At 58.7% G+C, this 22,200-nt stretch carries 26 protein-coding genes and 1 pseudogene; 9 read left to right on the top strand and 18 right to left on the bottom strand.

The features are described from left to right. Positions 1-120: 120 nt before the first annotated feature. From A7X65_RS34475 to A7X65_RS34490, 4 genes are all read right to left on the bottom strand, one after another. Positions 121-630, bottom strand: coding sequence for an Hsp20/alpha crystallin family protein (locus tag A7X65_RS34475; protein WP_245324027.1), 510 nt, complete (start codon positions 628-630; stop codon positions 121-123). Positions 631-639: 9 nt separating this feature from the next. Beyond that, complete coding sequence (locus A7X65_RS34480; protein ID WP_063693789.1) at positions 640-1,293, bottom strand: BON domain-containing protein; 654 nt, start codon at positions 1,291-1,293, stop codon at positions 640-642. Positions 1,294-1,524: 231 nt separating this feature from the next. Beyond that, complete coding sequence (locus A7X65_RS34485; RefSeq protein WP_063693791.1) at positions 1,525-2,184, bottom strand: hypothetical protein; 660 nt, start codon at positions 2,182-2,184, stop codon at positions 1,525-1,527. Between the two features lie 12 nt (positions 2,185-2,196). Beyond that, positions 2,197-2,667: a PRC-barrel domain-containing protein gene (locus A7X65_RS34490; protein ID WP_082885159.1), complete on the bottom strand. Its 471-nt coding sequence runs from the start codon at positions 2,665-2,667 to the stop codon at positions 2,197-2,199. A 463-nt stretch (positions 2,668-3,130) separates the two neighbouring features. Between A7X65_RS34490 and A7X65_RS34495 the strand changes: the two genes are divergently transcribed. Then, entirely contained in the window at positions 3,131-3,838 is a 708-nt protein-coding gene (locus A7X65_RS34495; RefSeq protein WP_063693793.1) for a helix-turn-helix domain-containing protein, read from the top strand. A 62-nt stretch (positions 3,839-3,900) separates the two neighbouring features. On the opposite strand, the pseudogene A7X65_RS43405 reads toward A7X65_RS34495, so the two are convergent. Both A7X65_RS43405 and A7X65_RS34500 read right to left on the bottom strand, forming a co-directional pair. Further along, positions 3,901-4,171: pseudogene (locus A7X65_RS43405) on the bottom strand (IS5/IS1182 family transposase); the annotation flags it as partial. Positions 4,172-4,434: 263 nt separating this feature from the next. Further along, complete coding sequence (locus A7X65_RS34500) at positions 4,435-5,004, bottom strand: type 1 glutamine amidotransferase domain-containing protein (protein ID WP_063693795.1); 570 nt, start codon at positions 5,002-5,004, stop codon at positions 4,435-4,437. A gap of 234 nt (positions 5,005-5,238) precedes the next feature. Between A7X65_RS34500 and A7X65_RS43940 the strand changes: the two genes are divergently transcribed. Continuing rightward, the gene (locus A7X65_RS43940) at positions 5,239-5,469 is read left to right on the top strand and encodes a DUF6894 family protein (RefSeq protein ID WP_420480975.1); all 231 of its coding nucleotides are present in this window, start codon (positions 5,239-5,241) and stop codon (positions 5,467-5,469) included. A 106-nt stretch (positions 5,470-5,575) separates the two neighbouring features. Here A7X65_RS43940 and A7X65_RS34505 read toward each other — a convergent pair whose 3' ends face one another. The 3 genes from A7X65_RS34505 to A7X65_RS34515 form a co-directional block, all read right to left on the bottom strand. After that, complete coding sequence (locus tag A7X65_RS34505) at positions 5,576-6,187, bottom strand: HdeD family acid-resistance protein (RefSeq protein WP_063693890.1); 612 nt, start codon at positions 6,185-6,187, stop codon at positions 5,576-5,578. Positions 6,188-6,597: 410 nt separating this feature from the next. Next, on the bottom strand, positions 6,598-7,614 hold the full coding sequence (locus tag A7X65_RS34510; RefSeq protein WP_208608637.1) for a quinone oxidoreductase family protein: 1,017 nt from the start codon (positions 7,612-7,614) through the stop codon (positions 6,598-6,600). 11 nt (positions 7,615-7,625) lie between these two features. After that, on the bottom strand, positions 7,626-8,591 hold the full coding sequence (locus tag A7X65_RS34515) for a universal stress protein (protein ID WP_082885160.1): 966 nt from the start codon (positions 8,589-8,591) through the stop codon (positions 7,626-7,628). A 92-nt stretch (positions 8,592-8,683) separates the two neighbouring features. Here A7X65_RS34515 and A7X65_RS34520 point away from each other — a divergent pair, with 92 nt between their 5' ends. Together A7X65_RS34520 and A7X65_RS34525 are read left to right on the top strand one after the other, a co-directional pair. Further along, positions 8,684-9,784: an AI-2E family transporter gene (locus tag A7X65_RS34520; protein WP_063693799.1), complete on the top strand. Its 1,101-nt coding sequence runs from the start codon at positions 8,684-8,686 to the stop codon at positions 9,782-9,784. Between the two features lie 321 nt (positions 9,785-10,105). Further along, on the top strand, positions 10,106-10,579 hold the full coding sequence (locus tag A7X65_RS34525) for a phosphate-starvation-inducible PsiE family protein (RefSeq protein WP_082885171.1): 474 nt from the start codon (positions 10,106-10,108) through the stop codon (positions 10,577-10,579). Between the two features lie 390 nt (positions 10,580-10,969). Here the strand turns inward: A7X65_RS34525 and A7X65_RS34530 are convergent, their stop codons facing one another. Continuing rightward, positions 10,970-11,926, bottom strand: a complete 957-nt coding sequence (locus tag A7X65_RS34530) for an AraC-like ligand-binding domain-containing protein (RefSeq protein ID WP_082885161.1) — start codon at positions 11,924-11,926, stop codon at positions 10,970-10,972. 535 nt (positions 11,927-12,461) lie between these two features. Here A7X65_RS34530 and A7X65_RS34535 point away from each other — a divergent pair. Both A7X65_RS34535 and A7X65_RS34540 read left to right on the top strand, forming a co-directional pair. Further along, positions 12,462-13,103 (top strand): TetR-like C-terminal domain-containing protein, encoded by a 642-nt coding sequence (locus tag A7X65_RS34535; protein WP_245324028.1) that lies wholly within the window; start codon positions 12,462-12,464, stop codon positions 13,101-13,103. 169 nt (positions 13,104-13,272) lie between these two features. After that, positions 13,273-13,821, top strand: a complete 549-nt coding sequence (locus A7X65_RS34540; RefSeq protein WP_063693803.1) for a LabA-like NYN domain-containing protein — start codon at positions 13,273-13,275, stop codon at positions 13,819-13,821. 566 nt (positions 13,822-14,387) lie between these two features. On the opposite strand, the gene A7X65_RS43945 is transcribed toward A7X65_RS34540, so the two are convergent. Beyond that, a complete protein-coding gene (locus A7X65_RS43945; protein WP_082885162.1) occupies positions 14,388-14,885 on the bottom strand; it encodes a BLUF domain-containing protein in 498 nt (165 codons plus the stop codon). Positions 14,886-15,040: 155 nt separating this feature from the next. Continuing rightward, entirely contained in the window at positions 15,041-15,268 is a 228-nt protein-coding gene (locus A7X65_RS41105) for a DUF2188 domain-containing protein (protein WP_082885163.1), read from the bottom strand. A gap of 127 nt (positions 15,269-15,395) precedes the next feature. Here A7X65_RS41105 and A7X65_RS42250 point away from each other — a divergent pair, with 127 nt between their 5' ends. Further along, entirely contained in the window at positions 15,396-15,563 is a 168-nt protein-coding gene (locus tag A7X65_RS42250; protein WP_155794982.1) for a hypothetical protein, read from the top strand. Between the two features lie 111 nt (positions 15,564-15,674). On the opposite strand, the gene A7X65_RS34550 is transcribed toward A7X65_RS42250, so the two are convergent. Next, on the bottom strand, positions 15,675-15,887 hold the full coding sequence (locus tag A7X65_RS34550) for a DUF6894 family protein (protein WP_063693807.1): 213 nt from the start codon (positions 15,885-15,887) through the stop codon (positions 15,675-15,677). A gap of 113 nt (positions 15,888-16,000) precedes the next feature. Here A7X65_RS34550 and A7X65_RS34555 point away from each other — a divergent pair, with 113 nt between their 5' ends. Then, positions 16,001-16,975, top strand: coding sequence for an AraC-like ligand-binding domain-containing protein (locus tag A7X65_RS34555; protein ID WP_063693810.1), 975 nt, complete (start codon positions 16,001-16,003; stop codon positions 16,973-16,975). 507 nt (positions 16,976-17,482) lie between these two features. On the opposite strand, the gene A7X65_RS34560 is transcribed toward A7X65_RS34555, so the two are convergent. The 3 genes from A7X65_RS34560 to A7X65_RS34570 all read right to left on the bottom strand — a co-directional run bounded on the left by A7X65_RS34560 (position 17,483) and on the right by A7X65_RS34570 (position 19,638). Next, positions 17,483-17,971: an Hsp20/alpha crystallin family protein gene (locus A7X65_RS34560; protein ID WP_063693812.1), complete on the bottom strand. Its 489-nt coding sequence runs from the start codon at positions 17,969-17,971 to the stop codon at positions 17,483-17,485. Positions 17,972-18,050: 79 nt separating this feature from the next. Next, positions 18,051-18,707: a BON domain-containing protein gene (locus tag A7X65_RS34565; RefSeq protein ID WP_063693814.1), complete on the bottom strand. Its 657-nt coding sequence runs from the start codon at positions 18,705-18,707 to the stop codon at positions 18,051-18,053. Between the two features lie 205 nt (positions 18,708-18,912). Continuing rightward, complete coding sequence (locus A7X65_RS34570) at positions 18,913-19,638, bottom strand: type 1 glutamine amidotransferase domain-containing protein (protein WP_063693816.1); 726 nt, start codon at positions 19,636-19,638, stop codon at positions 18,913-18,915. 512 nt (positions 19,639-20,150) lie between these two features. Here A7X65_RS34570 and A7X65_RS34575 point away from each other — a divergent pair. Then, positions 20,151-20,966, top strand: a complete 816-nt coding sequence (locus A7X65_RS34575) for a universal stress protein (RefSeq protein WP_063693818.1) — start codon at positions 20,151-20,153, stop codon at positions 20,964-20,966. A 189-nt stretch (positions 20,967-21,155) separates the two neighbouring features. Here the strand turns inward: A7X65_RS34575 and A7X65_RS34580 are convergent, their stop codons facing one another. After that, positions 21,156-21,446: a hypothetical protein gene (locus A7X65_RS34580; protein WP_063693819.1), complete on the bottom strand. Its 291-nt coding sequence runs from the start codon at positions 21,444-21,446 to the stop codon at positions 21,156-21,158. A 205-nt stretch (positions 21,447-21,651) separates the two neighbouring features. Next, positions 21,652-22,200 (bottom strand): TCP-1/cpn60 chaperonin family protein (locus tag A7X65_RS34585; protein ID WP_283806194.1); only part of this gene is annotated, 549 nt, incomplete at its 5' end.

Genomic DNA, 22,200 nt, shown 5'->3' on the forward strand with positions numbered 1-22,200 from the left:
GGGACAGCTGCGGCCGTCCTGAAGTCTGTGGGTGTCTCGCCCTATTCGCGATGAGAGGCGAGACGCGCCGAGCTGGGCTGTGAGGAGACAAATGGCTCGGGCGTCTCGCCGCGCCGACGGTCAAGCAGCTTCCTTGACCTCGATCTTCTTCGGTTCCGGCTTTGCGGGCTTTGGAATCGTGATCTTCAGGACGCCGTTGGCCATTGTTGCCTGGACGGAGGAGGGATCGATGCCGGGCGGAAGCTGCAGCACGCGAAGGAACACGCCGTAGCTGCGTTCGCTATGCTGGACGTTCTTGTCGTTCTTGCCGGCGTCCGTGCCCTGCTCCACCTTCTTCTCGCCGCGAATGGTAAGCGTGTCATCCTCGAGAGAAATATCGACGTCCTTGCGCTCGAGGCCCGGCATTTCGGCGGTGACTTCGATTGCCTTGTCCGTTTCCGCGATTTCGATGTTGGGCACGAGCTGCTGTCCGTTGGGACCCTGGCTCTGCGAAAACTCACTGAACAGGCGGTCGATTTCCCGGTGCAGGCCGAACAGGCCAAAGTCGGGCCGCATCAGCATTCCTGCATCACGAGACGGGACGAGTGATCGTAACCTCATTGGGATCTCCTTTTTCAGCTTGCGGTGCAACCCTCTATTCTAGGGGCTCACGACGATGCGATCGTCGACCTTGCTCACGCCGGGCGCAGACCAGGCGACGCGCTCGGCTTCCTCGCGTTCGATCCACGAGCGGACCGTTCCCTTGAGGACCACTTCGCTGCCGTTAGCCTCGACCTGGATCCGGTTGGCGTCGACTTCCGCGTTCCGCTTGAACGCGTCCTGAATTTTCTGCTTGAGCTCGGAAGGCTCGACTTTCGGCTTGACCGTGATCACGTTGATGACGCCCTTGACGCCTTTGACCTTGCGGACCGCGTTTTCAGCTGTGGTCTTTTGATATTGCCATTCGGCGGAACCTTCGAGTGTGATCCAGCCGTCTCTGACTGTCGCCTTGATCTTGTCGTGAGAGATCGGAAGCTCCGACTTGAGCGCGGCGACGGCGTCGCGCGCGATGTCGGGATCCGGGCGTTGATCGATCGACGGCAGCCGAACCTCGATGTCATTGGCGATGGCGCGAACGCCCGCCACGCGCTTCGCCGCAGACTCGGCCTCCAGCCGATCGGCGTAGCTGTGCGTGAAACCCGCAAGCGTGACAACGCCGTCCTTGACCGAAACGGCAATATCGCTGCTATCGAGGTCGGGATCCCATTTCAGTTCGTCACGGACATCACGTTCGATCTCACTGTCTGACTTCATGATTGGCTCCTGGCATTTGCAAGTGGCATTCTCGGCGTAAGCTCCGTCATCGCCGGTCGGAGCAATCTACGTATGACGAGCGAGCGAGCCATGACGACCGTCAACTTCCGTATCGAGTTTCTCGCTTGAGCTTGTGAATCCGAACTGAGCGACGATCGCTAAGGATGATCTTTGCGGACGGTTGAACCTGCTGGGAGGATTGACGCAAGCGCGGCATTTATCGCGGCCTCTTTACGGCCGCCCGAGGCGTTCGTCTCCCAGCCAGGGATCCGGCCGAAGTGAGTTGAGCGGCAGATCTTCCGGGCGCTTTTCCAGATCGATTTCATGAACGTGCACAGCCTGCCCGCCATGCCGCATCAGAATCTCCTGGGCCTGAGCTTCTTTCTCAGGGGAGCGAACCCGAACCCATATCAAGAGGCCATCCCATTCTGCGACCGGCTCCAGGCCCCTGACGCGCTCGCGGCGCAGTAGTCGGTATATGGGCACTATGACGACGGCACCTGTGACGATCCCGATCAGAATCGACCACATGGCGACCGCCATAGGCTCATAGTTTTTGATGATCAGGAAAAGGGCGGAGCCGACCGCTGCGATGCAGCCGAGAACGCTGCTGGCGACGGCTTCCGCACCAAGCAAATCGTCTTCGCCGAAGAAAGGCTGTCTCGGCGTGGTCGGCAGGTCGGAGAGGTCGGCCGGGGGAATCACAGCGTAATTCAGCCGTCGCTGCACCTCGTCGGGAGATGCGCTGAGGTCGATGTCGGAGCGATCGAATCCCGACAGAAGAAGATCCTGGGCCGCGTCATCGAGCGCACGTCGCGAGTGAAACACACCGGTCACCTCGCGGGTGCGGGTGCGGTCCAGGATCGTGTCGGTTGATCTTGGAATCGACATAGGAGGTGGCCGTCAGGAAGATCGGTAGTGGAATTCCGATAGCTTCTTCAGCTCGTCTTTGGATGCGCCAGGAAGAGTGATCTTGCTGCCGGTGTCGTCGATGACGAGGCTGTCCATCGGGACTGCGACCAGATGGCCGCCCACGCCGAGAAAGCCGCCGACCTGCAGAATCGCGAAGTTGAGTTGTTTCTTGTCCTTGGCGGCAATCACGTCGTCGAGGCTTCCGATCTTCTCATTCTTGTCGTTGATGACGCTGCTGCCGATCAGCTTGCTCATGCGATAGCCCTGATCGACGACGCTCAAATCAACCTTGACCAGAGCTACGCCAGCCTGCGTCAGGGCGGGATTGCTGCTGAGGACGGCCAATATTCCGGCAAGCGCCGCCAGGCCGGAATATCGCGTCCACTTCGCCGCGTTCTGCCGGCATGGCGTGGCTGCGCTGCTGGTGAGTTTCGAATGGCGGCGGGGGATGGCTGCTTCCATTTCTCTCTCCTGTGAGGGTTCAGTGGCTTTAGCGAGTACCCCCTTTGAACCAGTGGTGCGCTGACCATTGTCAATTCGCAGATCGCTAATTCGCCGCCGCGGCTTAATGCCTTGACCGTCGAACGGTCATGGCTTCGCATTTGCGGCAGCCTGATGCCAAGCTCGCTGTCGTTCAGGAAAAATGATCGACGCGTAGTGCTATTTTTGTAGCAGCGCATTGTGCATCTGCGGCACATGTCGGCTCCGGCTGCGCAATGAAATGCCTATGGTAGTGGACTGCAAGCGACACACGAGAACCTAAAGTGTCCGTTCGAGATAGCCAAAGCGCCGTTACGTGTTTCTACGTATGCAAATTTCCTAAATTTACGCGGTTGTATTGCAGGTAGTTGATTGCCTGTGAGCGGATCGTTCCTCCCGCCGAGAGCACCTGATCTAAAGGGCTTGAACAAGGAAGGACAGAGATATGAAACCGATAATTCACCCAGCGGACTATTATCGAAGGCTTCTCGGCTTACAATCGCACGCGCTGAAGCGGCTCGACGAGTCGGTCGCAATTGTCAAACTGAATCGCGACCAGCAAGTTCCGGAAGAGGACGGCACCGCGGGACGTTGGTACTACGTGATTGCCGGCGCCGTACGGCGGGCGACCATCCGCCCCGATGGACGCCGGCAGATCCTGGATCTGATGCTGGTGCGGGATTTCTTCTTCGTCGGTGACAGCGAGACAGAAGAACCGATTGAGGCCATTACGGAAGAGACCGTCCTCGCGGGCTATTCCGCAGCGCGGCTTGAGAACCTATGCGAGCGTGATCGCCAGTTCGCAAGAGAACTGAGGGAGATCACCTTTCAATCGCTAGAACGTAGCCGACGGCAGCTCATAGTCCTCGGCGGTGTCACGACGGCAGACAAGGTGAGTGCGTTCCTGCTGCTGCTTGAAAAGCGCTACGGAGACCAGCGGGGAGACATACGGCTTCCGATCACGCGGTATGATCTCGCCGAGTATCTCGCTGTGTCTGTGGAGACTGTATGTCGCGCGTTTTCAGATCTGCAGCAGCGCGGTATCATTTCTCTGATTGGGATCCGAACGGTCCGAATTACGGATCGCGGTGCACTGGAGCACCAAATCGGTAGAAAGTATCCGAACGCTGTCTCTGACACGATCGCTGCCTAATTGCGCTCGATCTAGGACGCGGTACATCAACGCGCAGCCACAGCCTGATTGATGCAGGTTGCGGCGAGCAGCATCGCTCCTGACTTCAGACGAGATAGGAGCCTTCCGGCGAGGCGGTTGTCGCGCACCTCGCCGGCCGTGAATGCGCACAGGTAGGCCATTCGTGTCGACTGCCGCATGGAATTGCAGGTTAAGCCGCTTCTTGACCGCCCCCAAGGATTGTCTTCTGTTCAGGTTGACACAGGCACCGTGCTGATGCACGCGCACGATGGACGTGTCGATCTGCACCGCCGTGTCGTGGGCTCCAGCGAACCAGGCGCCTGCCCGTGGCCATCAACGAAAGAGCACGCGGTCATTCACCCGCCGCTTTTCGGCAGGGTATCCACGGTGGGTAATCACCAGGGCATCAGCAATCCACGCTGATGCAAATCTCGGGGAAATGCGGCATCGATCCGATTGGTCTCGACATCCGACCGATACATCCGCAGGTTCGACATTCCTGGCCAGCGCTGGACGCCTTGGGAATCGCCAAGATACCAGCTTCCCTGGCCGATCGCCGCGACCGCGCGTGGCCAATCAGTTCGCTCCGTGTGGCGTCACGCAGCATGGCGGCGTCCCCGCGCTTCGGCAAAGAGCTTGATCATCTCTTTGTTGAATGCCGTCGGGATATCATCGGGCTTGCGGCTCGTGACCAGGCCTCGGTCCACAACCGCGTCCTGATCCACCCAATCCGCGCCGGCATTTTTCAGGTCGGTCCTGAGGGAAGGCCACGATGTCATGCGGCGCCCCCGTGCTGCGCCGGTCTCGATGATGGTCCATGGCCCGTGGCAGATCGAGGCGACCGGTTTGCTGGCATCGAAGAAGGCTTTCGCGAAGGCAACCGCGGTAGGCTCGATGCGAAGCGCGTCGGGATTGATGACGCCACCCGGCAGCAACAGCGCGTCGAAGTCCTCCGCTTTGGCCTGATTGAGGGGAACGTCCACCGGGAACTCCTCGCCCCACTCCGTGAACTTCCAAGCACGGACCCGCTGGTGTTTCGGCGACACGATGCTGGTTTTTGCGCCGGCCTGGTTCAGCGCCTTGCGCGGCTCCTCCATCTCGACTTGCTCGAATCCATCCTCGATCAGAATCGCGACCTTCAGGCCGTCGAGTGTCTCACTTGGCATTATCCAAACTCCTATTGTGCAGAGGCGTAGCGCCCGGCGCGCGTACGATCTCCTGGATTCGAGGAACGTTGGTTTCAAACAGTCTACGGACGTTCTTTTTGCATGCCCTGACGCTCGTCAATTATTTGCGAAAGTTTCAGTTTGTCGCCCAGCCCGCGGCGATGGAGACATCGTTCACTTTTGAACCAACCGCTCTGCCGCTCGTTCCCTCTTGAATGGAGAAAGCAGGCCCCAATGCCTCGTTACTTCTTTCATCAGCATGTACGCGGGCAGAGGACTGAAGACCCGCTTGGAAAACTATTCCCGACCGATGGGACAGCATGTCACCAAGCCGTGCAACGAATGCCGGCCCACCTGAAAAGAGCTGCGGAGCGTTCCCGCAACACCTATGTCGCCACCGAAATCACTAACGGCCACCGCACCCTGTTCGTGGTGAGGGGAACAGTGATTGTCGAACGGCGGTAAGGCGGCCTCGGCGGCGGCGGACGCTGTCGGCGCTCGCCGTTTGCTTGGTGCAGGCGGGTTCTGTGCGGTGCACGATCTGCGTATTGAAGTACTTCGGCAGACTGGCTCACGTCGCCGCGGCGAGGGAGCCCGTCTGCTCGTTCTGGCGGGCGCGCAACTTGAAGGACAGAACGACCAGCGCAACGCCGAAGGCCATCGCGTAAGCTCCCATCCACCACGTAAGCACCACTGCCCCGATCAACGGCATAGCGACCAGCAGCGCGCCATAAACGAGCGACAACAGCCCGCCGAGAACCATCCACCAGCGGCCATGATCAAGCTTGAGGCGAAAGCCAGCACTCATCATCAGCGCGCCCGAGATGATCGCCCAGGCGGCGACCATGAAGACAAAGGCAAGCACCGTCAGGCCGGGCCAGATAAAGGCGGCAACGCCGACCGCGATATTGAGCAGGCCTTCAAATACCAACAGTCCCCATTGGTCCTTCCGTCGCATCGCACGAACGGCGGAAATGATTCCTGCTAAGCCGTCGACCAACATGTAGGCCGAGAACAACAACACCAGCGAGAGCATGGTGGGGCCCGGGAAGAGAAGAGCGAGCAACCCGAAGACAATTCCGAAGATGCCCCGCAGCAGGAACAGCCACCAGTTCTTGGCAAGCATCGCGGAGGCAGAATCGATGTTGAAGTCAGCATTGCTGTTGAAGGTCGTGCTGGTCATGTCTAGCTCCAAAATAGCCGTCGGTTTCCAGGTCCGGCCATAGTAGCGGCCTGCCGCTACGACGTGCCTTGACAGCTATCAAGCTTTGCTCGCTGCGAGACTATTCGAATGGCAGAGGCGCCTTACGTAGTACTCCTGAATCGCAGCACCGCCGCTTCGCGAGCAGTATGAGCCATTGCGATGAGCACTTTGTGTCGAGACGAGGGAGAGCATAAAATGCCAAGAGAACGTCCGATGAACGGGGTTGAACCCGAGAAGTCCGAAGATGACATTCAACGCGAGCGTTGGGGCCGCGCGGCGTTCCCGGAGCGCCAGACCCTGCAAAGATGACGCCGCAACGGGCCAAGAAGACGCCACTTTACCATTTGGATCCGGGCCACCCTTCGTAGAGGAGGGACGGGCTCTCGCGATCATGTGCCGTGAACTGTCAGCACGATTTTTCCAAGGACCTCGCCCGCCTCGAGGCGCAAGTGCGCCTTGTGAGCTTTAGCCAGCGAATAACGCTCTGCGATCGGGACCTTGAGCTTCGCCGCCTGGACTGCCTCATTGAGGTGCTCGAATTCGCGGACCCCGGCAACGGCGTCATATCGAGTCAACGCGATGCCGCGTCGCTTCCTTGGCGCTGGCTCGATGCCGTTTGGGTGAGCCACCCTTCCATTCGGTCGAAGCGCATCGAGGCATTGTCCGAGTGCGTCGCCACCCGCAAGAGCGAGCACGGCATCGACTCCCTCGGGCGCAAAGGCGCGCGCACGATCGTCGATGTCGACCACCCGCTTGCCGTCGACGACCGCATCGGCACCCATCTCTCGCACCAACTCGACGCCCTCTATCCCGGAAGCCGTAGCAAATACGCGAGCGCCACGAAGCTTGGCAAATTGAACAGCCAGAGTGCCGACGCCGCCTGAAGCGCCATGAATGATGATTGTCTCACCCTTCCTTAATCTCAGGGCGTCGTCGATGCCTTGCAGTGCCGTCAGACCTGTTGTCGCAATAGCTCCTGCGTGCTGGAGGTCCAGCCATTTCGGGATCGGCGCGACATTGTTGACGGGGACTGCCACATACTCGGCATAGAAGCCACCCTTAGGGTTTCCCCAGCTGTACGAATAGACCTCGTCGCCGACTTTCAGCCGGCGCACGCGCGAGCCGACCGCGACGACAATGCCGGCGCCATCGACGCCTGGAACGATCGGGAAGTGCGGCCTGCGGCCCGCAAAGCGTCCGAGGCGCACGTCGATATCCCATGGTCCGACCCCTGATGTGTCGACGGCAATCAAAACTTCGCCGGGATCTATTGTCGGAACCGGCAGCGCGTGCCCGGTGAGTACGGCCGGTTCGCCGAAGCGATCCATGGCCGCGGCATACATCGTGCGGGGAACGGGAATTGCGTGAGCTCCGGCAAGCGCGGCACGACGGGTTCGGTCAAGCATGGATTGGCTCCTCAATGGGCAACGACGAGCGGGATCGGCGAACGACGAAGCAGGCGGCTCGTCGTACTGCCGGGTAACAATTCATGCAGGGCGGAATGGCCGTAACTGCCCATCACCAGCAGATTGGCGTCCAGCTTGCGACATTCCTCGATCAGCACGCCGGCGGTCTCGTCTTCCTCACCAAACGCCCGGTATTTGACGGCATTGATGCCGTGATGCCGAAGATGTTGTACGGCATCGTTGCCCATGAGGAGGTCTGCCTCCGTCGGGTGCTCGCCTTCGACGACGAGGAGGCCGACTTTCTCGGCCAGATGCAAATAAGGCATGGCCTCGGCCAAGGCGCGGGCCGCCTCCCGACTGCCGTTCCATGCGACGATTGCGTGCTTCCAGAAAGAAACTGCTTTGAGGTCGTTCGGCACGAGGAATACGTGGCGGCCGGCTCCGAAAAGGAGGCGCTCGATCAAGCGCTCTGGGTTGCTCGATCGGCTGTCGGGACAGAGCTCCACGAACGTGTCGGCAGCGCGCGCTGGCAGCATGGCCGTATCAGGGACGTCCTCTTCGCCCGCGACATCAAAGCGACGCAGGTGCGTCTCCTGCTGAAGGCGTCTCAAACGCGCCAGCGCGGCTGCTTCGACCGCGTCGCCATCCTCCTTTGCGACTTCGCCGGAGGTGAGAGGTGACTGCAGATTGAAGTAAAGACCGGTGATGTGAGATGCAAATATCGCGGCAATCTGGTCGACGGCTGCCAGACGAATGTCGTCCTGCGGCGTTCCGTCGAGACGAACGAGTATGTCCTTGATCATGGCAGTCCTTTTCCAGTCATTCGGCCAGCCTCTATTGATCAAGCAGCCAAGTACCGCGGAGCGGCCGGCAGATGCCATGATGGTTGTCAAGCCAAGCTGGGCCCAAAGTCTCATTTGGACGAGGTGCGGATTATCGGTGGAGCTATCGAAAACCACGGCCGGGTTGACGGTCATCAGCGCCGGAACCGACCGATCGCCGCATCGTGTCGGTAAGTTTGGGAGCACGCATCGTGTGTGACTAAGCTCGATCCCACAGGTCGAAAGTCATGCTGGTCTCCGAGGGAAACGTCTCCAGGCACGCGGATACGGGAGCTCCGTCAGTCGATGCCGGGGTGCAGGCCGCGGCTCGTGTCGCGGTCGGGGCCGTCGTTGTGGCTGCGGCGGCCTGCGTCGCATCGGAGTTTTTGGCAGCGTTGGTTTGGGCCGCCATCATCGCCATCGCAACTTGGCCGCTTTACAATCGCCTGGCGGCGATCGGCGGCAAGCGATCACAGATCCTGGCGCCACTATGCTTCACGCTTGTGCTGGCATGTTTCGTAATAGTGCCGACCATGTTGCTGGCACGGCAGATTGCCGAGGGAAGCGGTGCGTTGCTGGCTTCGCTCAATGCGCTCGGACTCAACGGGATTGCCGCTCCACCTTGGCTGTCGCGATTGCCGCATGCCGGTCAGCTACTTGACCAATGGTGGCGGGAGAATCTCAGCGACCCCAACGCTCTCGTCGTATGGCTACGGCGCGTCAATCTCGAAAGCCTCGCGACCTGGGCAGGGTCTCTTGGCGGCGCGATGCTTCGACGAGTCCTCGAGTTGCTGACGATGTTGCTCGCCCTGTTCATCGCGCTCCGCGATGGCGCCTGGCTCGCAGTTCGATGTCGGGTGCTTGTGCGCAATCTGCTCGGGATGCAAGGAGAAAATCTGTTGATCGCCTTCGCGGATGCCATCCGCGCAACTGCGAACGGTACTGTGGCGGCTTCGCTCGTCAAGGGCGGCGTGTTCTGGCTGGCGTTTGTCATAACCGGCGTGCCGCATCCATTGCTGTTTGGCGCGACCATGGCTCTTTTTTCGATAGTACCATTCGGAGCCTGGATTGTCCTGATTGCTTCGGCCGCTTGCTTGCTTGTCGTGAACGCGGCCCCATGGGCGAGCGCTGGATTGGGGGTCTTCGGCAGCGCCGCATTGCTGATCATGGATCATCTCATTCAGCCGGCCCTGATCGGAGGTGCCGTACGACTACCTTTCCTGCTTGTGCTGATCGGTATGATCGGTGGGATGCGTTCCCTCGGGCTGCTCGGCCTGTTCATCGGGCCGGCGATCATGGCCGCTCTGCTGACCATCGGGCGTGAGTGGATCCACGCCGGCGACAGCTGATCTCCAATTTGCGTGGAGAAAAACGGACCGCGCAGCTGAGCGCTGGCGGTCCAAGTCAGGGGAGGACGCCCGGGAACGGGTTGCGATGGTGGGACACCTCGCATCTAGATCATCGCAAACGCCAAGGGGCGATGCATTGATAGTTCTCAATCGGATCACCGTAAAAATGACGAGCGCGGGGCCATGGGCGCGGACATCTGCTGACAGCCGTCAAGGCGGAAGAACATTCTCGGGCCATACGGTCCCCTGCGATCTCGGTTGGCAACAACTAGGTCCGACAATGCGCGTCAGGTCAGCGCAAGGAAGAGGGCGAAGGCGATCATGTCGATCAAGGATGAATTCCAGGAGACGAAGAGCGAGCTCAGGTTGGCGTCACTTTATCAATGGTTTGAGCGCGCTGTGGTGCTCTTCCTGACGTTACTGATTGCGATCGTGGTGGTCGCGGCGGTCTGGACACTGAGCCTGAAGATATTGTTCGGACTGGTGCTGGCGGGTGGTCTGGATCCGTCTGATTTCAGGGTGTTCCAGGCCGTATTCGGCATGATCTTTACCGTGATCATTGCGTTGGAGTTCAAGAAGTCGCTGTTGGTGGTGGCTGAACGCCGAGAGGCAGTGGTGCAGATCCGCTCCGTAATCGTGATCGCGCTGCTTGCCATCTGCCGAAAGGTCATCCTTCTGGATCTGAACGAAACGGATGCCCTGCACACGCTGGCATTTGCGACCGTTATCCTCGCGTTGGGTATCGTGTATTGGCTGGTACGCGATAGCGATGGCCGGCGGGAAGAAACAGCTTAGAGGAAGTTACCACGTTGGCGCTATGGGCGTCCGCGATTTCCTTACCTGCGGCCGGGCCAAGTCCTTGAACAAGGGTTGCCAGAACCAGGACAATCGCGGCGAGAAAGGGACGAGCGCGGTTCATGAAGATCGGTTCCTGGTTGGAAAGAGCAGAGAGTGAGCAGCCCTTGGCGGATCTCGCGGGACTTTCGCACAAGTGTCCCTAGTCGATCCGGCGTCGCCGCCATTTTGGGGCCGCAACATCCAATCTCGCTGACGCCAGGTGCCGACGGCTGCATTGATGATTGTCACAGCGGCCTGGCGAATTGTCTGCCGTCGCACTCGAGAACTTCGCCGATGTAATTGACGTTAGTAAGTGCGGGGTAATCTTCAGCTTCTAGTGGTGATCGCTTACATCCGACGAGCCAGCATCTGGCATTCGCTTGGAGTAGTGCCGTAAGCGGCTTTGAATTTTCGCCCGAAGTGAGTGAGATCCTTAAATCCCCACCCATAGGCTATCTCGCTCACGGTACGATGACCTTGATGGGGATCCTCCAATGCGAATCGGCACCGGGCCAGACGCCGTGCCAGCACCAGTTGCATTATGGATGTGTCCTGCGCTGACAGGAGTTCATTCGCATAGCGAACGCTGATGCCGACCGCATCAGCTATGTCCTGTGCATGCAAGTTCGAATCGGTGAGCCTCGCGTCTATCGCCGTACGAATGCGAGCAAGTAAAATCGCCTTTGATGACGAAACACGAGCAGTCTCCCCTTCGAGAGTTCGGGCAATGGACAAGGCAATCAGATCCACGGCATGATTGCCCACCATCTCCTCCGTGACGGGTGCCATCGTCGCAGCGAGAGAGGGCAGCATTGCAGTGAGAGTCAGGGTCAAGCTGTCGTCGACCCGGACCGGACGAACGATACGGGCAACAAGTTCCCGATTTCGACCAAGGCGAGCCCGCAACTCAAGCCGCGGCACCTTCACAACGAGCGTCTTTGAGCCATCAAGAAATCTGCAATCATAGGGAAGCAGCGGATCGATCAGCGTGAGGTTTCCCGCGCTCAAGGTCACTTCACGTGCATTTTGTGCTATAAAGACGGAGCCAGAGACCTGATAGCACACGAACAGTTGGTCCGGACGCGCTCGATCCGAGTGCGCCAGGGTGTGGCTTACCTGCATAGGGGAGTTGTGGAACTCGACGAGTTCCAGATTGCCTAAGCCACCCACCTCAATCGAGGCCGCAAAGTTCGAGCGATCCGCCGGGATCGTCTCGTGCTCCACGATCCTTTGGCAAGCGACGCTATGCCAATAGTCAAACCGGTCGCGAGCATGAACCTGGTCGGTTGTGAAAACTGTCTGCACGTAACCATTCCTTTACCGTCGTTTGGCCGAGCATTGGCGCTTATTCGACCGAGCGCCGTGCAAGGAGTGGCTTAAGCTCAGTCTTGTTCGAAAAGTCCTACAACCACTTCCTTAGCCAACTGTCGAAGAAGTAACGACCGAAAGTTTCCCACCGAAGACCCGTAAAACGACTTGCGCGGTGCCGCGATGCTGAACACGTTCGAACACAGAGAGAAACCACCTTCGATAGCTCCAAGGCAATCGACCGGAATTGATCCTGCGAAGAGCCGATCTCACACGTTAGGCTTTCCGGCGCTTCGTACCGAATCAAAAAGGGTCACATTCACTCAACCCCTCGACGCGCGGTGCGTCGCCCTTGATGAGTCATGGTCGACTGATTGCCAAGTTCTAAGCGTCTGGGATGGTGGAGCGCGCTTGTTTGTCCGAGATCCGCAAGACCTCACTAGGTTTTTTCTTATCTTCGTGTCCAGCCCGAAGTTGGTATTTCGACGATGCAAGCGGGTCTGGGTCCGCGGGAACGAACTTGAAGTCAGCTATGAACGGCAGCCGCCGTGCTACGCCCTGGAAAGGAATCCGCTCGATGAAGCACCCGCGCGACTTCTCGATCGATGAAATCCTGGCCTCGAGCTGGGGCAGGCGGCTCGCGGACGACATTGCGGCCGAATTGGAACTAGCCTCAGGTGAACCGCGCACCAGCGTTCCGGAGATCCGGCGCTTCTTCGCGATCAAGTCCTGTCGGAACTTGTTGGGTCGGCTCGAAAGCGCACGGAACGGCAAATCGTCGTTTTCGGCACTGAGGGCAGTCGCCGGTGAAATGCGCCGGTTTGCGGTCGAGCACCCTGGACTGGCTGCAGCAACTTTTCGTGCACCTGTAACCGAATGTCCGGAATGGCGTCGAGCTTATGAGGAGATCCAGGAGTTCATGGTCGCGGTGTTCGCGGAATGCAACCTCTGCGGTCGGGAAGGCCATGACGCTCTGCAGATTCTCCGATGCCTGGTCCGTGGCTTTGCTCTGCACGAATTCATGGACGCGTTCTTACATACATATTCGTACGATGAGGCGTACGAGCGGGCGTTGGACATTTTTATTGCGGGCCTGCGCGTCGGTAGGACGAAAGGACCTGAATCAGCTTTACGACAAGCCGTGTCAGCGGCCACGAGCGAACCAAGGATCTAGCAAGGATCTAGTATGAGCCCTTTACTCATTTCAATCTCTGAAGGTTGATGGCCTTAGCCCAACGTCGATTGTGCCCAATAGGCCGACGGATTGCTCCCAACTGGCCGAGCGAGACGGAAACGGTAGATGGCATCAGCGTGAGCCAAAAGCGCGATTAATGAGACCACAAATGGATCACAGCCGGGGAACTGCCGCACTATTCATCGACGGGGACAGTCTCCATTCGACCGCAAGGGCCCTGCGCTTTGATATTGATTACCGAAAGCTAATTAGCGAATTTCGAGGGAGGGCTACCATCTTGCGGGCCCTTTACTACACCATGATCGTCGAGAATCAGGAGTATTCCGGAGTTCGACCTCTACTCGATTGGCTCGACTACAACAGCTTCACGGTGGTCTCAAAGCCGGTTAGGGAGTTTTCTGACGAGAGAGGCCGTCGAAAGTTTAAGGGTAGCATGAGGGTCGATCTTGCAGTCGGCGCAATGCAGTTATCGGGGCAGCTAGACGAAATTTTCCTGTTTTCAGGCGAGGGTGGGTTCACTTCGTTGGTTCAGGCCGTTCAACGACGCGGCGTTCGCGTAACGGTAGTTTCGAGCGTTGCGGCCCAGCCAACGGTGATCGCAGATGAACTGAGACGGCAGGCGGATGACTTCATCGATCTAGCGGAGCTGCAACCAAGAATTGAACGTATTTCCGGGCGGATGGGCGAGCATGTGTGAACCCGAATAAATATCTAGGCGCGTCTATATGCGGGGAGTCCTCCGCTTCCTGGCAACTTGGATGTTGGTAAATTCGGCATTCGCCGATGCGGGTGTTCACAGGTCGCTCATGTCGATTGGACCGAAACGGTGCTCTTGATACCAGTTGTCGTGATGTCATTCGGTCCAGTATTGTTATTGCTAAACCGACATTTCTGAACTCGCCTATGGCACGGTGGTAGTGCTCGTGCCGTCAGAGCTCGTTCAGATTCCGGAGACGGCGCAGGCGCGGCGGATGCGGAGTTGATGAGCTCCAGAAATGTGGGTGCCCACCGCCGCGCTCGTCTCTGCCGATGTTCGTCAATGCGCGAAGTCTCTTCAGCCGCGTCCAGCAGTTCGCCGGTCGTCGATCACATGGACCGCGTTCTCCCCGCTTACCCAGTATTCCGAACACTCCGGCAAAAGCGTTAGCTGTGATCTGTTGGCGCCTTCAACGAAGAGTCCCATCCGTATATCTTATCAGGAAACGGAAAATCCTAGCTGACTCAGGTCTTTTCAGACAGGCAGGGCTAATAACGCACGCGCATTTAGCAAATGTCCGCTACAAAATGGTCCATGCAGCTAAGTAGCTTTCTCCCGTCGCTCTCTCGCAAGGCCTCAGACAGAACTCGGTCGATAAAAGTTGCACGGCCGGAATAGGCCAACGACCACCGGCCATACCTTCGTCGTTCGGTCGATTGTGATTGCAGGGCTAGAATTCCGCAATGCCTCTGATCTCTAAAAATTGACGCTTTCATTGTCTCAAGACCTGCATCTGGTCCCTCAAGAAACTGGGCGAAGTGACGACCAGAGAATATCAACACGCCGGTTAGTCCGAGCCCTGGATTTCGTGATTGTGCAGTGCTCCGGATGCTGGCGATCTCGTCATTCCCGTTCTCCTCAAGCGTGCTGGTACTGACGTAGAGCCAGGTTGCGAACATTTCCATTCTCTCAGTTCGAGAGCTTGATACTGACTGAAAGTACAGCAGGCTTAGAGGTAGCCAGTGGATACGACGTGGTGATTCGCGAGCGCCTTCGCGCCTCATAGTTGAACATCATACCGAACGATTCAGACTGCCCAATCGCCGCACGCTCAAATCTCGAGTTATTGATTTGGATAAAGAAAAAGTCCGCTTACTGGCATGGACTCGCGAACATGTCGAAGGCGCCAAGGTGTAGGACGCCCGCCGGCCCGGTCCGATTATTTCCCGAGTAATCTGGCTATCCACCCCTTTTTAAAGCTCCTGCGTTTTGTTCGTCCATCCGGGAGGTGAACGACGAGCTCGGCTTCGCGCGCTTGCGCGATTGCTTCGGCGACCTGCTCGGCATTTTCCTTGGTAGGATAATGGCCGAACTCGTCCCCGAGTTCGCCGCGCACCACCCAATCGTCAAAACTGTCATCCGGAACAACGTGAATAGATGTCACCATCGCCTGAACTCCAACCAATGGCGGGCGATTATCGAATGATCCGGGAACGGCGCCGTGACGGCGGTCAATTTCCTTCCACTGACAAAAATCGCCAGAATCTGACAGCTGTCAATTTGGAATCTAATCCATGAGCGGCAACATCACGCCGCCAGGGAACTCGCATCGCGCCTTAAATTGCAAACCCCGCGCCGGCAGCGGTGCTTCCGCATTTTTTGGCTTGCCGACCTGGACTCATTCGATCGGCGGTGCGGCCCAACCATTGCATGTCGTCGAGCCGGGAGGGGACAATGATTAGCACAATGATTAGCGACGTGATGAGATGTCGAGCGTCCTGACCATGCGAGGCTCGAGAGGCAGGTCTGCTCGGTTCCGTAAGAACAGAGAGGTTGCTTTCTGGTCTTGCGAGCTAGGATGGCACCAGTACCGGCATTCGGGCAATTTCGTTGCCGTCATTATCGACCGCACAAACGTCGAACCCGTGGTACTCATTACCGTCTTGAGCAAGCTCGGCCGCAATAACGGACGCGTAAAGTATCGCCGCCTCAGCGTCTGGCAACACCGTGCCTGTTTCGTCCTCGAACGCCATCCCATGGCTCAAGACATGAAAGAAGTACCGCATTCGCAAAGTTTCAGTTCCCGATACCTGGAGGGCGATTCTAATACCGTTTTCCGACTCCAGGATCGGCCGTGTCGGCACAGACTTTCGGCCGTCTGAGCAAATGGAGACGCCACATGGAAACGGTTTTTTCAACCCAAGAGGTACATCCCCGGGAAAGATTCGATTGCTGGCACAGCGTCGCCTGCAAAGCGATCACGAACCATAACTCAAAGCCGGACGTGCGCGCGAACTTCGAAGCTGAGATCGAGGTTGGCGAGCTCGGCGGTTTAGAGCTTATTCTGTTCCGCAATTCGCCGATGCAAGTTTCGCATACAGCAGCGCATGCCTCCTGCGCGAAGACCGATCATTTGTTCGTGTGCCGCCAATTGTCAGGTGCGGTCATGCTTGAACAAGATACCCGCGAGGTCGTGTTGGAGCCAGGCTCCCTGACGTTGTTAGACCCTTTGCTGCCCTACAAAGGAAAGTTCTTCCGGCCCTCCAAAATGTTGGTCATCAAGACTCCGCGTCACGAGCTCGAGGCGCGACTCGGCAAAACGCGGGATATAGTAGCGTCGTTGATAAAGCCCTGTACGGCGAAGGATCGGCTGACTTCCTCGGTGACGGCCCTATTACCCTCACTGGCAAGAGAGTCGAGTTCCGCAGGCGAAGGCATAATCGCCAATGGCCTCGTCGATTTGATCGCGGTTTCGCTCGCCAAAGCAGTCGAAGGTGCTCGTCCCCGCATCTCCTCCGCAAAGGCTCTGGTCTTGTTGAATATCCGCGCGGCTATCGAAGCAAGACTGACTGATCCGAAGCTTGCTCCGCAAGCTATAGCTGATGCCGTAGGCGTTAGCGTGCGATACGCGAATCACGTTCTTGCTGAACAGGGTACGTCGCTCTCGCGTTTGGTGCTGGCGAGGCGACTCGCACGATGCCGCGCTGCGTTTGAAGACCCCATCCAGGCCAATCGTACGTTGAGTGAAATAGCTTTCGGATGGGGATTTTGCGATCTCACCCATTTCGGGCGCCGGTTCAAGCAAGCATACGGATTCCTGCCAAGCGAAGCCCGGGCCGGGCTGGAGATTAAGAAGGTTGAGGGTGCTATCTAGCCACGTGTGCCGCGCAGTCCGCGTTCGTCCCCGCGGGGTCTACAGTCGGAAGCTGCTGTAATCCGCGACCGCTCTAAAGCTCCGGCACTTCGCTGCACGATTGATCATGCGCGCAGGCGACGCAATGAGCCGCACCGCTTAACCGGGTCTTCCTCGTTCAGTCGGGACATGAGAGGGTGAAGCCACACTGAGCCGGCCGCCCCGCCAGAGCACTACCAATCGGGAAAACACGGTCTGCGCAATCAAGCGACTGATCCGAGCGGCTGATCGGTCGCCGTTACGACGATCCTATCGTCGCGAAAGAGAAGAACATGGTGCCTAACCACGTCGTCGCCAGAGGTAATGGCGAGGCTTGGGCCGCCGAGATCCGCGGCAAGAAATTCAGTGCGAGCTAAGCTATTACATGAACGCATTCAACCTGTTGCGTCGAGCTCCGCATCGAGGGGGGATGCGCCTGGCCAGTTGGGGCCAAAACGGCAGACGCATCCCGCTAGCCGCCTGGAGACTTCAGGCGGCTTGTTTGGTCTGTTCGTTACCTTCCTTGACCTCGATTTTCTTTGGTTCGGGTTTGGCCGGCTTGGGAATCGAGATTTCCAGAATTCCGTTTGACATCGTCGCCTGCACGCCCGACGGGTCAATTCCCAGCGGAAGCTGGAGCACGCGCAAAAACACGCCGTAGCTGCGGTCGTTGTGCTGGACATCCTTGTCCGTCGTGTCTTCCTCGATTTTCTTCTCACCGCGAATGGTGAGCATGTCGTCGTCGATCAAAATCTCGACGTCCTTGCGCTCGAGGCCGGGCATTTCAGCGCTGATCTCAATCGTCTTATCGTTCTCCGAGACATCAATTTTCGGGACGAGCTGCGCACCGTTATGGCCATTGCCCTGGGCGACTTCATTGAACAACCTGTCGATCTCGCGATGCAAGCCGAACAAACTGAAATCGGGTTGCATCAGCGCGCCGGAGTCGCCAAATGGGACCAGTGATCTCAACCCCATGGGGACTCTCCTATTCGGTTGGGTCGACTTGTGGTTCGCCTGCGACATAAAGACCCGCGCACAGCGCGTGGGCGATGCCCTAGTAGGGGCTGACCACGATACGATCGTCGACGCTAGTGACGCCAGGTGCTGACCAGGCAACGCGCTCCGCTTCCTCGCGTTCGATCCAGGAACGAACGGTGCCCTTCAGGACCACCTCGCCGCCATTCGCTTCGACGGAAATATGGTCCGCGTCTACCTCCGCATTCCGCTTGAAGGCGTCCATGATCTTGCTCTTGATTTCCGTCGGCTCAAGATTGGGCTTGACCGTGATGACATTGATCACGCCCTTGACGCCCTTGATTTTTCGCACCGCGTTTTCAGCGGCTGTCTTTTGGTATTGCCACTCGGCATCCCCTTCCAATGTGATCCAGCCGTCCTTGACGACTGCCTTGATCTTCTCATGGGAGATCGGCAACTCCTGCTTCAGCGCCGCGACCGCATCTCGCGCTATATCCGGATCGGGGCGCTGATCGATCGAAGGCAGCCGAACCTCGATATCATTCGCCACAGCCTTGACGCCGGCCACGCGCTTTGCTGCGGACTCCGCTTCAAGCCTGTCGGCATAGCTATGGGTGAAACCTGCAAGGGTCACCACGCCATCCTTCACCGAAACGGCGACATCGGAAGCGTCGAGATCTGGATCCCATTTCAACTCGTCACGGACATCACGTTCGATTTCGCTGTCGGATTTCATTATTGTTGTCTCCCTGCTGCTTCAATTGCTCGCTGCTTTGATTGCGCGTCCGCGGACCAGGTCACCGATGCCCCAGTTTAGAAATGGGGACTGCCGAAGCCATGACGACCGTCAACTTCCTTTCTCCATTTCTTCCTTTCAGTTTGTTTGATTGACCCGCAGCAGCCCGTCGAGAGCGTCGCGCTCGCGTCGCGTCAGGCGCTATTCAGGCGTTTCGAGCCGCGACGTCACCACCTTTCGGGACCTGACCCTTGATCCGCAATCGACGGAGCAAAGCGTTGGCAACAGCTGCCGAGGATGCCGGATTTTGTCCCGTAATCAGATCCCCGTCGGAGACGGCATAGGGTTGCCACTTCTCTTTCCGGGAATAATTGCCGCCGTTATTCCTCAACATGTCTTCGATCCGGAACGGTACGACGTCCGTCAGCTCAATTGCAGTCTCCTCGAGGTTGGAAAATCCGGTGACGGATTTGCCGGCGACAACGGGGCGGCCATTTGGCGCCTTGGTGTAACGCAACGCGGCGGGTCCGTGGCAGACCAGCGCTAGAGGACGACCCCTGCAAAACATGGCTTCGATCAGAGCGACTGAATGAGGGTCATTGGCGAGATCCCACAACGGGCCGTGGCCACCTGGATAGAACGCGGCATCATGGTCGCGGGCCGAGATGCTAGACAGCACCCTGGTGTTCGCTAACTCGGTTTGCGCGTAACTGTCGCGCATGAAGCGAATAGTCGCTGCGGTCTCTTCCTCGGCCCACTCGCTTCTCGGATCAACCGGGGGCAGGCCCCCCTCGGGAGATGCGAGTGTGAGAACGCTGCCGGCGTCCTTAAAGATGTAGTAGGGCGTAGCAAGCTCATCGAACCAGAAGCCGGTCTTCTTGCCAGTGCTCCCAAGTCGGCCGTGCGAAGTCAGGACGATCAATATCCTCATCTCAGGTTTGCTCCTCCGCTCGGCGCCTGGTGACACTAGAGCATCGGGTATCGTCGCCCGACTTTCATTGAGGGTCATCAGTTTTGCCGTCAAAGTTCAATGAACCCGGGCGGGTTGCGCGACTGAGGCGCCCATCGATCGCGTTGGTTGCTTCAGGCGTGGCAACCGCCGCTAGCGGCAAATCCGGTGCTAATCGTCACACGTTTTGGCTTTTTGCCGCGGTCTGTTCCAACGAGAAATAGTCGGCGCATCCTGCCGTTCAAGAAAATCGCCCATAGCTGACGACCATCAAGGTAGATGCCGGCCTGCGCACCGTATCATGCGCCGAGGAGCCGCTGCCATGATGATCGGTGCCGTGCCATCGAACCAGCTGAGCATCGACGCCATGAGTGTTGGCGAGAGTCGAGCGAGTCGATCATCGCTGGCCTCGATATCGACAAGCAGCGCCAAGGCGAACGGCCGGGTATTGTTGGAGCTTGTTCGTCCTACTGACGTGACCCAGGAGAGAGAAAATGATCAGGGATGTCATGGTGTGGCTGGACGGCGGCGCTTCAGACGAAATTCGCTTGGCAGCCGTCGCTGATATAGCCCGCCAGCTGGAGACCCGCGTGGTCATCGGGTTGTATCTCAACGTTCTGCCATTGCCGGGGCCGATCGAGGGCGACGCCACCGCCGCGATCGTCAAACATGCGCGCGAAACTGGCGATGCGATGGAGGCTGCACTTGCCAAGCGGCTGCAAATGCTGGATCGGGTGGTCGAGATCCGGCGGTTCGATGTGCTGTCCGACGACGTTGCCAGAATTGCCGCGCGAGAGGCGCGCTCCTCCGACACCTTCGTGGCGCTTCGGCCCAACGGCGCGATGGATCCGGAACAACTCGTCGAGGGTGTGCTATTTGGCTCGGGCAGGAACGTCTATCTCGTTCCTGAGACTGAACGGCCGAAGATTGCTTTCGACCGCATTATGGTCGCCTGGAACGGGAGCCGGGAAGCCGCTCGCGCGCTTGCCGAAGCAATGCCGTTTCTGCACAGGGCCCAACAAGTCTCGGTCATCGTTGCGACCGGCGAAAAGCCAACCGAGGAGGAAGCGGTGATAGGGATCGATGCCGTCAATCACCTTCGGCATCATGGAATTCAGGCCAGCCTGCATCGTATCAAGTGCCGCACTAGCGAAGTCGGGCCGCAATTGATGGCGGAGGCCGAGCGCCGCAAGGCGGACCTCATCGTCATGGGCGGATATAGCCATATCCGCCTGTTGGAGCGGTTGCTCGGCGGGGTGACCTACAGTCTGATGCATGAATCGCCGATCCCGCTGATGATGGCGCACTAGCCGTACCGCGCAAGGCTCTGGACGAAGCCGGCGCAACCGCGAAGATCGCATCTCCGAAGTCCGACTGCGTGCGAGCCTGGACGTTCGCTAATTGGAGCGAGGAATTGTTAATCGATCTGGCGCCTGAGCAGGTCGAACCCGATGATTTCGACGTTCTGCTGCTGCCTGGCGTGGAGGCAGACTCAGCTTTCAGCGGTTATCCCGCCGCCACTCTTCCGTTGCCAGCCGCATGGCTTCCGTGCGGTCGCAACCGGTCCGATCCATCCAGCGCTTGATCAGACCCTCTTTTCCCTGCGAGCTCGTCATGGAAAAGACGCGCTGGAAATCCCGCTGGATATCAGATTGCAGTCCCAAGTCTGCTTGTCGCGGCGTTGCGGGAGCCGGGCGCAGGCCGTGCGATTTATGGTGCGCGAGGTAATAGGCGATGCCACCGACTAACAGCAGGAGCGATAGACCTAGAAAGAGTTGTTCCGTATCCATGTTCGCCACTCCGCTTGTGAACGCGCAATATCCCTCCGGGGCCCTCCATTTGCATTGACGGATAGCAAGCCGGTGAGCGACAGATATAGAAGCGCGTTACGAGAAAGACGGAATATTGTGACCCGTTCCCTGCTGTCACAAAGCATCGCCGAGTGGCGCCTAGGGGAACGGGCGTCCGACATATAGGAGCTGCGAACGATTGGGCTCAGAAGTCCATGCCGCCCATGCCGCCGCCGGGGGGCATCGCCGGACCGGCGCCGCCCTTCTTGGGCAGCTCGGCGACCATGGCTTCCGTGGTGATCAGCAGGGCCGCAACCGAAGCTGCGTTCTGGATCGCGGTACGGACCACCTTGGTCGGGTCGATGATGCCCTTCTTGACGAGGTCGGCGTATTCGCCGGTCTGGGAGTCGAAGCCGTAAGCGTAGGTCTTGCTCTCCAGGATCTTGCCGACGATCACCGAGCCGTCTTCACCGGCGTTGATCGCGATCTGGCGAGCGGGAGCCGACAGCGCCTTGCGCACGATCTCGATGCCGGTCTTCTGGTCGTCGTTCTTGGTGCGCAGGCCCTTGAGCTGCTCGGAAGCACGGAGCAGGGCGACGCCGCCGCCCGGGACGATGCCTTCCTCGACAGCCGCGCGGGTCGCATGCATCGCGTCATCAACGCGATCCTTGCGCTCCTTCACCTCGACCTCGGTCGCGCCGCCGACGCGGATCACCGCGACGCCGCCAGCGAGCTTGGCGAGACGCTCCTGGAG

This window comes from Bradyrhizobium stylosanthis (assembly GCF_001641335.1).
GTDB lineage: Bacteria > Pseudomonadota > Alphaproteobacteria > Rhizobiales > Xanthobacteraceae > Bradyrhizobium > Bradyrhizobium stylosanthis.

Bases quoted from the DNA above. Each gene is read 5' to 3' on its own strand.
- A7X65_RS34480 (WP_063693789.1), bottom strand. From the start codon at position 1,293: ATGAAGTCAGACAGTGAGATCGAACGTGATGTCCGTGACGAACTGAAA.
- A7X65_RS34485 (WP_063693791.1), bottom strand. From the start codon at position 2,184: ATGTCGATTCCAAGATCAACCGACACGATCCTGGACCGCACCCGCACC.
- A7X65_RS34490 (WP_082885159.1), bottom strand. From the start codon at position 2,667: ATGGAAGCAGCCATCCCCCGCCGCCATTCGAAACTCACCAGCAGCGCA.
- A7X65_RS34495 (WP_063693793.1), top strand. From the start codon at position 3,131: ATGAAACCGATAATTCACCCAGCGGACTATTATCGAAGGCTTCTCGGC.
- A7X65_RS34500 (WP_063693795.1), bottom strand. From the start codon at position 5,004: ATGCCAAGTGAGACACTCGACGGCCTGAAGGTCGCGATTCTGATCGAG.
- A7X65_RS43940 (WP_420480975.1), top strand. From the start codon at position 5,239: ATGCCTCGTTACTTCTTTCATCAGCATGTACGCGGGCAGAGGACTGAA.
- A7X65_RS34505 (WP_063693890.1), bottom strand. From the start codon at position 6,187: ATGACCAGCACGACCTTCAACAGCAATGCTGACTTCAACATCGATTCT.
- A7X65_RS34510 (WP_208608637.1), bottom strand. From the start codon at position 7,614: ATGCTTGACCGAACCCGTCGTGCCGCGCTTGCCGGAGCTCACGCAATT.
- A7X65_RS34515 (WP_082885160.1), bottom strand. From the start codon at position 8,591: ATGACCGTCAACCCGGCCGTGGTTTTCGATAGCTCCACCGATAATCCG.
- A7X65_RS34520 (WP_063693799.1), top strand. From the start codon at position 8,684: ATGCTGGTCTCCGAGGGAAACGTCTCCAGGCACGCGGATACGGGAGCT.
- A7X65_RS34525 (WP_082885171.1), top strand. From the start codon at position 10,106: ATGTCGATCAAGGATGAATTCCAGGAGACGAAGAGCGAGCTCAGGTTG.
- A7X65_RS34535 (WP_245324028.1), top strand. From the start codon at position 12,462: ATGAACGGCAGCCGCCGTGCTACGCCCTGGAAAGGAATCCGCTCGATG.
- A7X65_RS34540 (WP_063693803.1), top strand. From the start codon at position 13,273: ATGGATCACAGCCGGGGAACTGCCGCACTATTCATCGACGGGGACAGT.
- A7X65_RS43945 (WP_082885162.1), bottom strand. From the start codon at position 14,885: ATGAGGCGCGAAGGCGCTCGCGAATCACCACGTCGTATCCACTGGCTA.
- A7X65_RS41105 (WP_082885163.1), bottom strand. From the start codon at position 15,268: ATGGTGACATCTATTCACGTTGTTCCGGATGACAGTTTTGACGATTGG.
- A7X65_RS42250 (WP_155794982.1), top strand. From the start codon at position 15,396: ATGAGCGGCAACATCACGCCGCCAGGGAACTCGCATCGCGCCTTAAAT.
- A7X65_RS34550 (WP_063693807.1), bottom strand. From the start codon at position 15,887: ATGCGGTACTTCTTTCATGTCTTGAGCCATGGGATGGCGTTCGAGGAC.
- A7X65_RS34555 (WP_063693810.1), top strand. From the start codon at position 16,001: ATGGAAACGGTTTTTTCAACCCAAGAGGTACATCCCCGGGAAAGATTC.
- A7X65_RS34560 (WP_063693812.1), bottom strand. From the start codon at position 17,971: ATGGGGTTGAGATCACTGGTCCCATTTGGCGACTCCGGCGCGCTGATG.
- A7X65_RS34565 (WP_063693814.1), bottom strand. From the start codon at position 18,707: ATGAAATCCGACAGCGAAATCGAACGTGATGTCCGTGACGAGTTGAAA.
- A7X65_RS34570 (WP_063693816.1), bottom strand. From the start codon at position 19,638: ATGAGGATATTGATCGTCCTGACTTCGCACGGCCGACTTGGGAGCACT.
- A7X65_RS34575 (WP_063693818.1), top strand. From the start codon at position 20,151: ATGATCAGGGATGTCATGGTGTGGCTGGACGGCGGCGCTTCAGACGAA.
- A7X65_RS34580 (WP_063693819.1), bottom strand. From the start codon at position 21,446: ATGGATACGGAACAACTCTTTCTAGGTCTATCGCTCCTGCTGTTAGTC.